General features: G+C 54.4%; 19 protein-coding genes. All 19 read left to right on the top strand.

All coding sequences use genetic code 11. From position 1 onward, the window contains the following. Window positions 1-2: 2 nt before the first annotated feature. A complete protein-coding gene (gene flgB / locus C7445_RS02225; protein ID WP_134158437.1) occupies window positions 3-407 on the top strand; it encodes a flagellar basal body rod protein FlgB in 405 nt (134 codons plus the stop codon). 5 nt (window positions 408-412) lie between these two features. Then, window positions 413-847: a flagellar basal body rod protein FlgC gene (flgC, locus tag C7445_RS02230; RefSeq protein WP_134158438.1), complete on the top strand. Its 435-nt coding sequence runs from the start codon at window positions 413-415 to the stop codon at window positions 845-847. A 20-nt stretch (window positions 848-867) separates the two neighbouring features. After that, window positions 868-1,182 (top strand): flagellar hook-basal body complex protein FliE, encoded by a 315-nt coding sequence (gene fliE, locus C7445_RS02235; protein WP_134158439.1) that lies wholly within the window; start codon window positions 868-870, stop codon window positions 1,180-1,182. 38 nt (window positions 1,183-1,220) lie between these two features. Further along, window positions 1,221-2,744, top strand: a complete 1,524-nt coding sequence (fliF, locus tag C7445_RS02240) for a flagellar basal-body MS-ring/collar protein FliF (RefSeq protein WP_134158440.1) — start codon at window positions 1,221-1,223, stop codon at window positions 2,742-2,744. Window positions 2,745-2,776: 32 nt separating this feature from the next. Beyond that, complete coding sequence (gene fliG / locus C7445_RS02245) at window positions 2,777-3,787, top strand: flagellar motor switch protein FliG (RefSeq protein ID WP_134158441.1); 1,011 nt, start codon at window positions 2,777-2,779, stop codon at window positions 3,785-3,787. Continuing rightward, window positions 3,780-4,574, top strand: a complete 795-nt coding sequence (locus tag C7445_RS02250; RefSeq protein WP_134158442.1) for a FliH/SctL family protein — start codon at window positions 3,780-3,782, stop codon at window positions 4,572-4,574. The genes fliG and C7445_RS02250 overlap by 8 nt, the downstream gene beginning before the upstream one ends. Further along, window positions 4,558-5,874, top strand: coding sequence for a FliI/YscN family ATPase (locus C7445_RS02255; protein WP_279586202.1), 1,317 nt, complete (start codon window positions 4,558-4,560; stop codon window positions 5,872-5,874). Before C7445_RS02250 ends, C7445_RS02255 begins: the two co-directional genes overlap by 17 nt. Continuing rightward, on the top strand, window positions 5,871-6,329 hold the full coding sequence (locus C7445_RS02260) for a hypothetical protein (protein ID WP_134158444.1): 459 nt from the start codon (window positions 5,871-5,873) through the stop codon (window positions 6,327-6,329). Before C7445_RS02255 ends, C7445_RS02260 begins: the two co-directional genes overlap by 4 nt. Continuing rightward, window positions 6,320-7,015 carry a magnesium transporter MgtE N-terminal domain-containing protein gene (locus C7445_RS02265; RefSeq protein ID WP_134158445.1) on the top strand — a complete coding sequence of 232 codons (696 nt, stop codon included), beginning with the start codon at window positions 6,320-6,322 and terminating at the stop codon, window positions 7,013-7,015. Before C7445_RS02260 ends, C7445_RS02265 begins: the two co-directional genes overlap by 10 nt. A gap of 40 nt (window positions 7,016-7,055) precedes the next feature. Beyond that, window positions 7,056-8,399, top strand: a complete 1,344-nt coding sequence (locus C7445_RS02270) for a flagellar hook-length control protein FliK (RefSeq protein ID WP_134158446.1) — start codon at window positions 7,056-7,058, stop codon at window positions 8,397-8,399. Between the two features lie 15 nt (window positions 8,400-8,414). Continuing rightward, a complete protein-coding gene (locus tag C7445_RS02275) occupies window positions 8,415-8,876 on the top strand; it encodes a flagellar hook capping FlgD N-terminal domain-containing protein (protein WP_134158447.1) in 462 nt (153 codons plus the stop codon). Further along, a complete protein-coding gene (locus C7445_RS02280; RefSeq protein WP_243834890.1) occupies window positions 8,873-9,289 on the top strand; it encodes a hypothetical protein in 417 nt (138 codons plus the stop codon). Before C7445_RS02275 ends, C7445_RS02280 begins: the two co-directional genes overlap by 4 nt. Window positions 9,290-9,356: 67 nt before the next feature. Continuing rightward, window positions 9,357-10,217: a flagellar hook-basal body complex protein gene (locus C7445_RS02285; protein WP_243834891.1), complete on the top strand. Its 861-nt coding sequence runs from the start codon at window positions 9,357-9,359 to the stop codon at window positions 10,215-10,217. 67 nt (window positions 10,218-10,284) lie between these two features. Next, window positions 10,285-10,500: a flagellar FlbD family protein gene (locus tag C7445_RS02290; RefSeq protein ID WP_134158448.1), complete on the top strand. Its 216-nt coding sequence runs from the start codon at window positions 10,285-10,287 to the stop codon at window positions 10,498-10,500. Continuing rightward, window positions 10,497-10,931 (top strand): flagellar basal body-associated FliL family protein, encoded by a 435-nt coding sequence (locus C7445_RS02295; protein ID WP_134158449.1) that lies wholly within the window; start codon window positions 10,497-10,499, stop codon window positions 10,929-10,931. The genes C7445_RS02290 and C7445_RS02295 overlap by 4 nt, the downstream gene beginning before the upstream one ends. Window positions 10,932-10,948: 17 nt before the next feature. After that, window positions 10,949-11,944 carry a flagellar motor switch protein FliM gene (gene fliM / locus C7445_RS02300; RefSeq protein WP_134158450.1) on the top strand — a complete coding sequence of 332 codons (996 nt, stop codon included), beginning with the start codon at window positions 10,949-10,951 and terminating at the stop codon, window positions 11,942-11,944. After that, window positions 11,934-13,130, top strand: coding sequence for a flagellar motor switch phosphatase FliY (fliY, locus tag C7445_RS02305; protein WP_134158451.1), 1,197 nt, complete (start codon window positions 11,934-11,936; stop codon window positions 13,128-13,130). The genes fliM and fliY overlap by 11 nt, the downstream gene beginning before the upstream one ends. 32 nt (window positions 13,131-13,162) lie before the next feature. Further along, window positions 13,163-13,522: a response regulator gene (locus C7445_RS02310; RefSeq protein WP_134158452.1), complete on the top strand. Its 360-nt coding sequence runs from the start codon at window positions 13,163-13,165 to the stop codon at window positions 13,520-13,522. A gap of 27 nt (window positions 13,523-13,549) precedes the next feature. Beyond that, window positions 13,550-13,978 carry a flagellar biosynthetic protein FliO gene (locus C7445_RS02315; RefSeq protein WP_243834892.1) on the top strand — a complete coding sequence of 143 codons (429 nt, stop codon included), beginning with the start codon at window positions 13,550-13,552 and terminating at the stop codon, window positions 13,976-13,978. Window positions 13,979-13,986 lie beyond the last annotated feature (8 nt).

Consider the following 13,986-nt stretch of genomic DNA (forward strand, 5'->3'; position numbering starts at 1 on the left):
CAATGAACGTTTTTCAGCTACTGCAGAGTTCCATTGATGCTGCAACTCTGCGCCAATCTGTATACGCAAACAACATTGCAAATGCCGAAACACCGGGTTATAAGCGCCAGGATGTGGCGTTTGAGTCCTATTTGCAAAGTGCATTGGATGGTACCGGACAGGCTCAGATGGGTCAATACCATATTCCTGTCAGTTCAGGCGGGAATTCTGTCAATGTCAATACGTTGCCAAACGTCAGTCCGATTGTTTACACCGATAATTCGACAACTGTCGAAAACAACGGTAATAATGTCGACATTACTCAAGAGATGACGTTGCTCGCGGAAAATCAGGTGCGGTACGATACGTTGGTTCAGGACGTTTCGGACCGTCTAACACGGATGCGGACTGCAATCACGGGGAGTTGAGCTGAGTGTTTGAGAATTCCAGCATGAATATTAGTGCCAGCGGCCTTGCGGCCAATCAACTTTGGATGAACGTGATTGCCAACAACATTGCGAATGCGAACACGACGCGTACGCCCCAAGGAGGGCCTTATCGCTCGGAAATCGTAAACTTCCAAGCGGTTGAACAGCCAATGAGTTTTCAAACCACGCTCGGTCAGGCCATGGCGTACGGTGGCGACGGTGTAGAAGTCTCCTCCATCACCCAAGATTCCAGTCCATTCCAGTTGGTATACGATCCATCCAGCCCGGATGCCGTGAATGGATACGTGAAGATGCCCAACGTCGATATTGCGACACAAATGGTTGATCTTGTTCAGGCTTCGCGTGCCTATGAGGCGAATGCGACAGCATTTGATGCCGCAAAACAAATGGACATCAGTGCACTGAGCATTGGTAAATAAATCGGAATGAGGCGTTGGCTATGATTCCTGCAGTTGTGTCGAATGTTGCAAACGCGGTTACAGCGACCGGCGCCGCGGGTACGACTCCGGTAGGAGGAGCAGGAAGTAGCGGGGGGACTAGTTTCGGGGAGTTCTTGGCGCATGCGATCGATCAGGTGAACTCTCTAAGTCAGTCTGCTGATCAAATGGCGGTGACATATGCGGCTGGTGGACCCGTTTCAACTGCGCAATTGATGATTGCTGAATCGCAAGCGACGTTGGCCGTTGATATGATGTCGCAAGTTGCTACACGCGTACAGCAAGCGTACTCGACCATGATGAATATGCAAATTTAATCGTTGTCATTGCGATGATTGAAATAGGGTGAGATGCGTTGAATGAAACCCTGCGGGGGATGTGGACCCATGTAAAAGGGAGATGGACAGCTCTGTCTCCCTTTGCCCGACGCAATGCCATAATCGCGTTTGTCGCTGCGTTGGCGGCACTCGCGACGATTGTGTTCGTCGCTTCGCGCCCACATTATGTGACCATTATGGAGGGCCTCGATGATAAGTCGCTTGGCCAGGTGCAGCAGGAACTCGATACCTTAAAGATTCCGAATCAAATTCAGGGCACCGCGGTTTTGGTTCCCGCCCGCGAGGCGGACGAAGCTCGTATACAACTATCGATGGCGGGTTTGCCGCAATCGGGTTATGTTGGTTACTCGAGCGTGAGTACGTCGTTTGGTCTTACACAGGATCAATTCAATATCCAGGTGCTCGACGCACTGCAACAGAGCTTGAATGCGACGATTTCCAGCATGAATGGTGTGGAATCGGCACAGGTTCACATTGTCATGCCTCAGCAGCAACTTTTCGTGACTCAGCCAACCTCGGATGCGAAAGCGTCGGTATTTGTAACGCTGGGAACTGGTGTGCAGTTGTCGCCGGCGCAAGTTGCTGGTATTCAAGAACTTGTGGCGCATTCAGTACAAGGGTTGAGTGTCGGCAATGTCACGGTGGTGGATCAGTACGGCGATACATTGTCCAGTGACACGCCCTCCACCGGATCGACGGTCACAGGAGCTTCGTCGGAGTTAGCGATGCGTGAGAAACTGGAGAACGATCTGCAACAGAAACTGGTTTCGGGTCTTCAGCAGATTGTTGGCGCACAAAACGCTGTCGTTGTCGTGCATGCGAACGTGACGTTCAATCAAACGCAGACCACGTCTCATGTTTTGTACAATGCTCCGGGTTCAACCAACGGTTTTGTGACGAGCACCCAGATCGATAAGTCGCAGACCACAAACGGGACGGGCCCAGGCGGTGCCGCAGGGCAGGCGGGCACGAATCCGAACCTGAACTCCACGTATGCTGCCGGTGGCAGCGGAGGTTCAAATTCGACGTCCTCTAACACGACAACTAATTACGCGTTTAGCTATCAAAATCAGCAGACCACGTCCGATCCGATGCAAGTTCAGGGTTATTCGGTCGGCGTCTTGCTGAACAGCAATGACAAGAGCATTACGCCAGCCGTGCAGGCTCAGATCAAGAATTTCGTGGCGGGGGTTATTGGAGGAACGCAGACGCAGGGGAAAAATCAGGTCAGTGTCTCCGCGGTTCCGTTCACCTCCATGCAACAGCCGACCACTTTGGTGACACCGGGCTCGCACCGCTTCGTCTATGCTCTCGGCGCGTTGCTTTTGCTTGTGATTGGCGGGGCCGTCGTTTGGTATCGACGCCGCCAAACACGGGCTAAGGAATTGCAGATACCTACGGTTTTATCGGATGTATTCGAGAACGAGTTGGAAGAACTACCACTAACGGAAGAAGAAGTGCTTCGTTCACAACTGGTGAACCTTGCAAAGCAACGGCCGGACGATTTTACAAGTCTACTGCGTTCATGGTTATCGGAGTGACAAATTCGTGAATGTAGCAAGGAGGCGATGAGATGCAACGCCGATCGTCTTTGTCCGGCAAGCAAAAGGCAGCTGTTCTTCTCATCGCGCTGGGTCAAGATGTCGCAGCTGAGATTTTTAAACGTCTATCTCAAGATGAAGTAGACCAGTTGACGTTTGAAATTGCCAACGTAAACAAAGTTGGAATGGAACAGAGAGAAACCATTTTGGAAGAGTTTCGAGATCTTGCGATGGCAAAGGAATACATTCAAACGGGTGGGATCGATTATGCCCGCGAGGTTTTGGAGCGCGCTTTGGGTCCGCAATCAGCACAGGATGTACTTGCGCGTTTAACATCTGCCTTGCAGGTTCGTCCGTTTCATTTTGCGCGCAAGGCGGATCCGAATCAGGTGTTAGGGTTTTTGCAGGATGAACATCCGCAAACGGTGGCTTTGGTGTTGTCGTATCTCGAGCCCAGTCAAGCTGCGATGATTATTTCTGAATTGCCTCCGGAACTGCAGGCGGATGTCGCAAGGCGGATTGCAACCATGAAAGGGACGTCCCCCGACGTCATTGCCGAGGTCGAGGAAATCCTCGAATCGAAGCTCTCGACGATGACGGCGGTTGACAATTCTCACACGGGTGGGATTGAGGCCGTTGTCAACATATTAAATGGCGTTGATCGAAGCACAGAGAAAAGTATTCTCGAGCAACTCGCCACTCGCGATCCCGATTTGGTCGACGAGATCAAGAAGCGCATGTTTGTGTTTGAGGATATCATCTTCCTCGATTCCAAAGCCATTCAGCGGGTTATTCGCGAGGTCGATGCGCGCGATCTGCAATTGGCCTTGAAGGTTGCGCGTGAAGACGTCAAGGAAGTTCTGTTCAACAACATGTCCAAACGCATGGCGGAGCAGTTTCAAGAGGACATGGAATATATGGGGCCCGTTCGCTTGCGCGATGTCGAGGATGCCCAGCAACGCATCGTTGGCGTGATTCGGCACCTGGAGGATATCGGCGAAATTGTCGTCTCGCGTGGCGGGGGGGACGATATCATTGTCTAACGTCGTGAAGCGCGAGCAAGTGATTCCACATATCGATTGCGTTGCCATTCCCGAGGTTGCTGTTTCGTCCCCATCCATTGAGGGGACCGAAGTTCAGCAACAAGAGTCTGCTTTGGTCGAGGATGCAGTTGGGCGCCTTCGTCAGATGGCGATCGAACAAGCAGAGCGGGAACGAACCATCATTTTGCAACGAGCGGTGGCAGAGGCGCAAGAAGTGGTTGCGCGCGCTCGCGAAGAGGCGGATTCCATTGCGGAACAAGTCCGGCGCCTGGCCTATGACGAGGGCATGCAACAGGGACTCGCGGCTGCGGCGCGGGAATTCGCTTCGTGGAAGCAAACTGAGTATGACAAGCTCGACGCCTTGGCGAGCGACATGCAGGCGGATTGGAACAGACGCATAATGGCACAAAAAACTGCGCTCAGCCAATTTGCGATCGCGGTTGCAAGGACGCTTCTTGGCCGGGAACTCGCGCTGGCGTCTGTCGCCATCGATCAACTGATCGAGGACATGCTGCAACAGGTGATTCAGGCTGCCTCTGTCTGTGTCCGTGTGCATCCGGACGACTATCAGGCGGCTTGTGATACCAAACCGACATGGTCGCTACGCGGCATGGGCCAGTGGGCTGTTCAGGTGATCCCGGATCCGTCGATGAACCCGGGTGATTGCGAGATTTGGGCGGATTCTGTGCACATTGACGGAAGGATGCAGGTGCGTCTCGCGGAGCTCACGGACTGGCTCACAAGGCTGGCAGAGGAAGGAGATGCCGGCGATGTGGAGTCTGCTTGAGACTGTCACGGATGAACTCAGCCCTAGGCGGTTGTTGCGGATCGAGGGCAGCGTGACGAAATTGGTGGGTACGGCCCTTGAGGCCACAGGGCCACGGGCATCGCTAGGCGATTTGTGCATTGTCCACGGGGGGGCGCGGCCCTGCCTGGCAGAAGTAACCGGATTTCGCGATGACCGATTGCTCCTGGTGCCGTTATCTGAACTAGTCAACATTGCCCCGGGAGCGCCTGTTACGTTTTTGCAGCGTCAGCTCGCGGTTGCCTGTGGGGAAGGTCTGTTGGGGCGCGTGTTAAACGGCCTTGGGGAACCGGACGACGGCCGCGGTGCGATTGTTGGCAAGGTCACGTATCGACAGGTGCTGGGACGGCCGGTGCATCCGCTTCGCCGACGTCGGATCGAACGTGTACTTGCAACAGGGGTTCGAGCCATCGACGCGCTTCTGACCTTGGGGGAAGGGCAACGTGTTGGCGTGTTTGCCGGAAGCGGCGTGGGCAAGAGCACGCTCTTATCGATGATCGCGCGCGGAAGCGATGCGGATGTGAACGTGATCGCGCTGGTTGGTGAACGGGGGCGTGAGGTCCGTGAATTTATCGAGCGGGATCTGGGAGAAGCAGGTCTTGAGCGCAGCGTGGTGGTCGTCGCCACCTCGGACCAACCTGCGTTTATCCGGATGAAGGCGGCTTTTGTGGCGACGGCGATTGCCGAGCATTTTCGCGATGCAGGAAAACGTGTTGCATTCATGATGGACTCGGTCACTCGTTTCGCCATGGCACAGCGGGAAGTGGGATTGGCTGCAGGAGAACCGCCGTCTTCGCGCGGGTATACGCCCTCTGTATTTGCGCTGCTGCCGCAACTCCTGGAAAGAACCGGGCCAGGCGAGTCAGGTACCATCACCGCGTTTTATACCGTGCTCGTCGAGGGTGACGATATGAATGATCCAATTGCCGATGCGGTCCGCGGTATTCTTGACGGACATGTCGTGCTGTCCCGGAAGATGGCTAACGCGGGGCACTATCCAGCCATTGATATCTTATCTAGCATTTCGCGTTTGTTTTCGACGGTGGCGAGTTCGGAACATCAACAGCAAGCGCGGATGGTACGGAGCTGGCTGAGTAAACACCAGGAGGTTGAGGACCTGCTTCGCATCGGTGCTTATCGTAATGGGACAGATGCTGACGTCGATATCGCGATCGAAAAAATGGCTGCGATTCGGGCATTGCTCCAACAAGAAGCGGATGATCACACGCCGTTTGCCGATACGATGGCGCGGCTTGCCGCCCTTGCCGGAGGTGTATCATGAGCGATTTCCGTCGATTTGCACACCGTTATCGAAAATTGATGGCAGGCCTGGAACAAGCGGCTGAGCGGGAGTACAAGCAGGCCGCAGATGCTGAGGTGCGTGTACGCAACACTTGGTATGAGATCGCGGAAACGATGGAGGATGTACGGCGGCAACAGTGTGCGTCGATATTCAGATCAGGAGATTATCGGGAGTGGGAATTGTTCGACGCACACGGACAGTGGTTGCAGATGCGCCTGACGGCCGCAGAGAGGGAATGGCGGCAGGCAGTGAAGGACATGGAGCAGCAGCGCCAATACCTCCATGATCGCTACACGGCCACGCAAACGTGGGTGCAATTGTCCGATGCAGCGGATTGGGAGCATCGAGTCGATGTCGAAAAGCGGGAGCAAGTAGACATGGATGAGCTCGCATTGCAGCGTTACCGAAAGGCGGCCGACGACACATGGCGATAAAGCAGAAAGCAGCTTCGACTGCTGATCGCGTTCCGGAGCAGACGGAAGAGAAAAAAGGACATAAAGTTGGTTGGATTGTACTTGTCATCGTGATTCCTGTCATGGTTGCACTTGCCGTCTTGGTCGGTGCGCTAGAGGTTTTGGGTGTGCCGGTTTGGAAGAAGGTATCGTCCGTATTCGGAGTGCACGCAAAACCCGCGGCTGCAAATCAGAGTGTCACTGCCACACTCCACAGTACGATTGTCGCTGAACGGGCACAGATTCTGTCGCTGCAAAATCAGGTTGCACAATTGACGCAAGAGTGGCAGAAGGCCAAGGCAGAGAATTCGGCGCTAGGAGCACAGGTCAAGTCTTTGAAATCACAACTGGCGGTTCAGGTATCCGATGTACAGCAGGGCTCGGACGAGGCGAAAGTGTTAGCGCAAATGGATCCTTCTGCCGCTGCGCTCGTGCTTGAGAAAATGCCGCCCGTGAAGGCTGCGTGGGCGGTGGCCGAAATGACGCCGGACGTCTCAGGGCCAATTTTGCAGGCGCTACCGACGACGACAGCGAGCTCGATACTTCAGCAAGCTGCAATCGATGAGCGCCAGCAATCATCAGCGACATCCAACTCCAGCGCAAACGGCATGGGAAACGGCACAAATGCGCCGGGGATTGTGAACAACAACAGCAGTTCGCTGCCGTGAGCAAACGGTTTGCCATGTCACTGTGAAGGGAGGTGAAAATGTGGGGATTCGCGCAGTTGGGGCGCAGGGGTCAAGTGGCCCGACAGACGCTACACAGGGCGAAAACAGGTCGAAGGCGAGTGGTACAGAAGCCGATCTCTTCGCGGCAATGCTCGGTAGTTTACAAGGGCCGTTGCCTGGTCTGCCTGTTCAACTTCCAGGAAGCGTTGGATCACCCGCTTCCAAGCCAGGTGCGAAAGAAGCGAATCACATGTCTGTGGACTTGTTGGCGGCGCAGGCAGCCAAAGCCACAGGGAGTACATTGTCTGTCGACGAAGCAGGGATGAGAGCCGCCAAGCGGTTTCCGAACATGCCGCCAACAAGAGTTGATCATCACGCTGGGCAGAACATGGCGGCAAGTGCGACGGAAACCTTGAGCACATCTGTGTCTCAGGTGAACGCTGTGAGCAACCAAGCACTTCTTTCAAGCCGTTTGGCTACAAGCAAGCGTGAGGTGCTCAGCTCAGGAACCAGCGTTGCCGCAACTCTTGGGGACGGTGGCGAGATCGCGGAGACGGCACGGGCGACTGCTCAGACAGAAACGAGATCGCACATCCATGACGAGCGTGACCGCAGTGAAACGAAGGCGTTGTCGGATGTGTTGCGTCATTCTGCCGCGTCGGCAAGCAATATGAATCATGTTGGGGCGCCGCTTGCACAGGCACTTGGGTCTCGACTTGTAGATGGGATGGATCAGAAAGCTGGTGTGAGCGCTTCGCGTGAAAAGCAGTTAGGCACGATGATGGCTGGCCAGATGAGTCAGGCCAACGCACACAAGTTGCGTGCAAATCACGAGGGAACACCGGTGCTCGCATCGACAGCGAATATCGGACAAGTCTCAGCCCAATGGGATGCGGCGCACACTTCGAATCAAACGGTCGATCCGCACACACCAGCGCACACCGCCTTCGGATCCGTCATCGATGCTCGTGCATCAGGGGCAGTTACAACACTGGGCACGATGGTGGCGGCTCACGCCGAGCAGGGGAATGCGCTGCTACACATTCAAGTGCAGCCTCATGGCTTGGGTGAACTGCAGATTATCGTGACACAGTCGGGAAATGGAATGGACGTGCAGGTGGTAGCTTCGGAACAGGCCGCATTCGCTTGGTTACAGGGTCAATTGAATGATATGCAGCAGAGTATGCAGGCAGCGGGATTGAACGTAAGCAGCATGTCATTATCCATGGCTTCGGATGGACAGCGCGATCGCGGTGATCGATCAAACGGCGAGTCGCGGATGCAGGCAAACAGCGTTCCATCTGCCCAAAGCGTCGCTAGGAAACAGTCTGTTTCGGCGGCGATAACTGACTTAGATGCTCGTTTACTCAATTTGTACGTGTGACATGGAGGTGAAATCATGACCACTGTTGTGAATACGTCATCCCCCAATACAAGCGTGGCGGGTTCGGCAACTGTCAGCAGCAACAACAGTGCGAGCGCAAACACCGTGAACCCGAGTGGTCAACTCAATGAGAACTCGTTTCTTCAGCTATTGGTTACGCAGTTGCAAAACCAGGATCCGCTCGCCCCTCAGGACAACACGCAGATGATCGCACAGCTTGCACAGTTTAGCGCATTGGAACAAATGACGAACATCGCCCAGACCGATTCACAAGTACTGTCGGCGATACAGTCGCTGACCAGTGAAACCAACCTGCTGTTCGCGCATCAGTTACTAGGCACCCAGGTAGCGATAACCGATAACTCCGGGCAACAGATACAAGGAACCGTTTCTGCGATCTCGATGTCCCAGGGCAGTCCAGAGGTCGTTGTCAACGGGACATCCTATCCGATCACGCAGGTGGTGCAGATGTCGTGACCGCTGTCTCCGGCTGGAACGGCGATTGGCAACGTAGAATTTCTGCCGGTGCGGCGGATTCGTCACCGTCTACACCGATGTCTCATAACAGACAGTCGCCGGTTTCAGGGAATTCGTTTCGCGACGCGTTGTTTCAAGCTGCAGCAGGGCCTTCCTGGAAGCTCAGCCAACACGCGCAACAACGATTGTCTGAACGCGGCATTGTCATTTCGAAACAGGATTTTGATCTCATGGAGAAGGCGGCGCAACAGGCTGAAGCGCGCGGTGCCAAGAATGCGTACCTCGTTGCGGGCAGAGCTGGATTTGTCGTCAACTTGCCATCGCGAACTGTGGTCACTGCGTTGGACAACCGTGAACAATCTATTGTCACACAAATCGACAGCGTCGTTTTTTTGGACAAGTTGGACCGTTAGTGCGGGGACTTGCTTGCCGGAGATCGACTGATCCGGCAGGGCGGCGCGAAACGAAGGAGGAATTGTAGTGCTGCGTTCTATGAACTCTGCTATTTCCGGTATGCAAGCATTTCAGACGGACTTGGACGTTGTCGGTAACAACATCGCCAACGTCGATACGGTGGGGTATAAGTCGAACAGTGCGGAATTTAGCGACGTGCTGAGCCAAACCATGGCTGGTGGAAACGCAGGTTCGACAACTGCCGGCGGTGTCAATCCTGAGCAGGTTGGCCTTGGTGTGAAGGTTGCGGCGACACAGATGGATATGTCGCAAGGCGCAGACTCAACGACGGGCGTTGCAACCAATGTGGCGATTCAAGGGAATGGGTTCTTTGTCGTGACCGATGGCACCCACGATTATTTAACCCGAGCTGGTGATTTTTCGATCGACAGCGCAGGCAATTTGGTTTTGCCCGATGGAACGATCGCGCTGGGATATTCTTCGGCACCCACTGCCTCAAGCACAACTGCTCCGACTACGAAGATGAATGTGCTAACACTCGCAGGGAGTGGCAGCCAAGTCTCGAACGTTACGATTGGCAGCGATGGTTCCATCACGGCGAGTGTAACGAACAGCTCAGGCAACACGACGACGCAGACGCTTGGTTATCTTGCGTTGGCACAGGTGCCAAATCCAGCTGGCTTGGTCAAAACGGGAGACAACTTGTTTGACGCGCAGAGTGCACCGGCCGGCAGTGCCACCTATTGGACGCCTGGCCAAGGCACATACGGTACGCTCGCGGCTGGTGAGTTGGAGCAGTCAAATGTCGACCTGTCGCAACAGTTTGCCGAAATGATTGTCGCGCAAAACGCATACGTGGCCAATACACACATGATTGGCACTGACAATGCGATTTTGCAGGCCTTGGTCAATATGAAAAATTCGTAATTAGCACTTGCCCCGCGATTTTGAAATGGCGCGCAGTTTCGTGCTGCGCGTCAAGGAGAATGGGCCGATGATTAGGGTGACGCGTCTCAATGGCTCCGAATTGTGGTTGAATCCTTTGCTCGTGGAGACGATCGAAGCGACGCCAGATTCGGTGATCACGATGGCAAATGGACACAAATACGTGGTCGTGGAGGATCCAGGGGTCATCACGTCAAAGTTAATCGACATCTACCGACAAATCGGCTTGACGCGGGCGGTCGTGCAACAGGAGGATCGCCCATGAAACAGGCAATACGAACCATGATGTGGATTGTGATAGGCATTGTCGTACTTGCTGGCATTGCCGTCGGTGTGCTGCTCTATATGAAAAAGCATCATCATGCGAGCAATGCACCTGTCAGCATGTCTGCCAAACAGATGGCGGCACTGCAGGTAACCTTGCCACAGATGACAACGAATTTGGACGCGTCCGGAATCATTCAGTTTACCCTGACGCTGCAGGCGGCAGATCAATCCACTGCTAAGGAATTGAACTTAATGCAACCGCAAGTTTCTGATCAGGTCAACGAGATCATGCGTCAATTCAGTTCGGATGAGTTGCGAAGCGATGCCGGATTGAATCAGTTAAAGAGCACGATCGTCCGCGATGTCAACAAGCTGCTCCCGTCAGGTAGGGTGACAGCGGCATATTTGTCGCAAATTCTCGTTCAATAGCGAAAGGAGGTGTAATCGTGTCGGAGGTCCTGTCACAATCCGAAATCGACGCGCTTTTGTCGGCCATTAAGAGTGGCGAAATCGACACCGCGGCCATGCGTAACGAGCAGGAGTCGGTTCGCGTTCGGTCGTACGATTTTCGCCGGGCGATGCGCTTCTCCAAGGACCATTTGCGCGTGCTCAGGAGAATGCACGAGCATTTCTGCCGGTTGTTGACGACACATCTGTCCGGTCAGTTGCGATCTGTTCCGCAGATTCAGGTGGAATCGGTTGATCAAGTGCCATATGAAGAGTTCATTCGGTCGATCCCGGTCTTAACGGTTTTGCAGTTGTTTGAGATGTCCCCTCTCGAAGGCAGGATCGTCCTGGAAATGAATCCGCAGGTCGTGTTTGCCATGCTCGATAAATATATGGGCGGCGACAGCGTTGGACCTTATCGCGAGAGGGAATTGACGGACATCGAAGTCACGCTGCTGCGCCGTTTATTCGAGCCGATGTCGTCCATTCTGGCGGACGCCTGGAGCGGCGTGGCGTCACTCGAACCGGCGTTTCTGTCGTTCGAGAGCAATCCGCAATTTTTGCAGTTGACCACACCGAACGAGACGGTCTTGGTCGTGACGATGAGTGTGCGCGTGGGGGATACGTCTGGCCTCGTCAATCTATGCATTCCACACGCTACGATCGAACCTGTGATACCGATGCTTAGCAACCGATATTACATGGATCCAGGTAGACATGCACAAGGATCGCGAGGCGCAGACGCACGGATTCAGGCGCGGGTCCTTGGCGTTCCGGTCGACGTTCGTGTTCAAATGGGCGATACGACGTTGAAGATGAGCGAAGTCCTCGATTTGGCCGTAGGCGACACGATTGTACTTCGGCAGTCGATACGCGATCCAGCCCTCGTCTATGTGGATGGCGCTCCGGCATTTTGGGCGAGTATAGGCAAAAAGAATCGCATGTATGCTGTGAAAATCGTACGCGAATGGGGGGCGGACATCGATCGTGAATGATCAGATGAAGTTATCACAGGACGAGATCGATGCGCTTCTGAATGCGAATCGGGTCAGCGGTGAGACCGCAAGCTCAGCACAGAGTGACCATCTTGAACTCAATTCGGAAGAAGCAGATATCTTAGGTGAAATCGGAAATATAAGCTTCGGGTCGGCTGCGACGTCCCTTTCGACGCTGCTGCAACACCGTGTAGATATCACGACACCGCGCGTTTCTCTCATCCGGCAAGACGACGTGGAAGCTCGTTTTCCCACGCCTTATGTTCTCGTTCAAGTGGATTTTACCGAAGGCTTGCGGGGCTCGAATGCGCTCGCCATCGAGATCGACGACGCGAAGCGGATCGCCGACCTGATGCTTGGCGGGGATGGTACCAATACGTCTGGGGAACTCAATGAGCTACATCTGAGCGCTGTGGGCGAGGCAATGAACCAGATGATGGGTGGCGCCGCGACGTCGATGAGCCAGATGTTCGGCCGGTATATCAATATTTCTCCGCCGACAGTACGTGTTGTCGACCTAGCATCAAGTGAAGGGCAGCAGGCGTTTGGTGAAGGTGGGGCTCTTGTTAATGTCGAATTTCAGTTGCGTGTGGATGACCTAATCGACTCTCACATCATGCAGCTGATGCCCATCGAGTTTGCCCAAGAAATCGTTCGTACGATGGGGCTTGGCGGTGGCGAGGAGACTGCGTCTACGCCTGTAGCGAAATCGGCTGACGTGCCAGCCTCAGGTGCAGATGAAACTGCCGGCACGAAAGCAGCACCTCAAACCTTGGGTAGTCTTGATTCGACCGCAAGGCGCATGAGCGAGTATCCTCCTGTCGCCATGGCGGAAGTGGCTGCTGCCGCCGAACCGCTGCAACGAGTGGATGTGCACCGTCCCCAATTTGTTGACTTTGGCGCGGACGCGGATGAACGCACATTCCCACCTCGCAATTTGTCTCTCTTGTACGACGTCCCGTTGAGTGTCACGGTGGAACTCGGGCGTGCGAAGAAGATGATACGCGAGATTTTGGAGTTAGCTCCAGGTTCCATTCTGGAACTGGACAAGTTGGCTGGTGAGCCGGTCGATATCTATGTAAACAACAAAAAGATTGCAATTGGGGAAGTTGTCGTGATCGACGAAAACTTTGGTGTGCGGGTCACGGATATTGTCCAGGCCGACCAACGTATCACGCAGTCGTAACCCCGCATTCTACATTCCGGAGGTAAGGGAAGATGGCAAAGATCTTGGTTGTTGACGATGCGGCATTTATGCGAATGATGATCAAAGACATTCTTACGAAGAACGGTTTTGAGGTGGTCGGCGAGGCGGCTGATGGGTTGCAAGCTGTGGAGAAATACCAGGAATTGAAACCGGATCTTGTGACGATGGATATCACGATGCCTGAAGTGGACGGTATTGAGGCGTTAAAGAGAATTCGGGCCATCGATCCAAACGCTCGCGTGATCGTCTGTTCGGCAATGGGACAGCAGGCGATGGTGATCGACGCCATTCAGGCAGGAGCCAAGGATTTTATTGTGAAGCCGTTCCAGGCCGATCGCGTCGTTGAAGCCGTGCAGAAGGCGTTGCGATAACGCATGCCTGCGACACGGAGAATGGCTATGCGCGGGGTGGGCTTGCTCCTCTTGTTATGGGCAATGCCCGCACCGCAGGTGTTGGCAGCGAGCAATTCGGCTGTCCCTGCGTCGGGGGCCGGTGCGTATGTGAAGTTGATCATTGCATTCATCGTCGTTTTGCTGTTGCTTGTGCTGTTGTTTCGCTTTCTTGGGCGACGGGTTGGCGTCGTCCAACGTGGTTCCATTCAAGTGATAGCAGCGAGACAACTTGCTCCAAATCGCTCGGTTCAGGTGGTGGAGGTTGGCAAGAAGCTGTATTTGCTTGGCGTAGGTGAGAACGTTCAGTTGCTTGCGGATGTGACAGACTCATACACAGTAGCTTCTGACGCCGGTGCTGGGGGCTCGTTCGGCACCACACTACAACAGGTTCTGGCAGAACTGCGCCGGGATTCGCGGAGGAATGACGAACCGTGATAGCTGAA

Origin of the sequence: Alicyclobacillus sacchari (assembly GCF_004366795.1) — a bacterium.
GTDB lineage: Bacteria > Bacillota > Bacilli > Alicyclobacillales > Alicyclobacillaceae > Alicyclobacillus > Alicyclobacillus sacchari.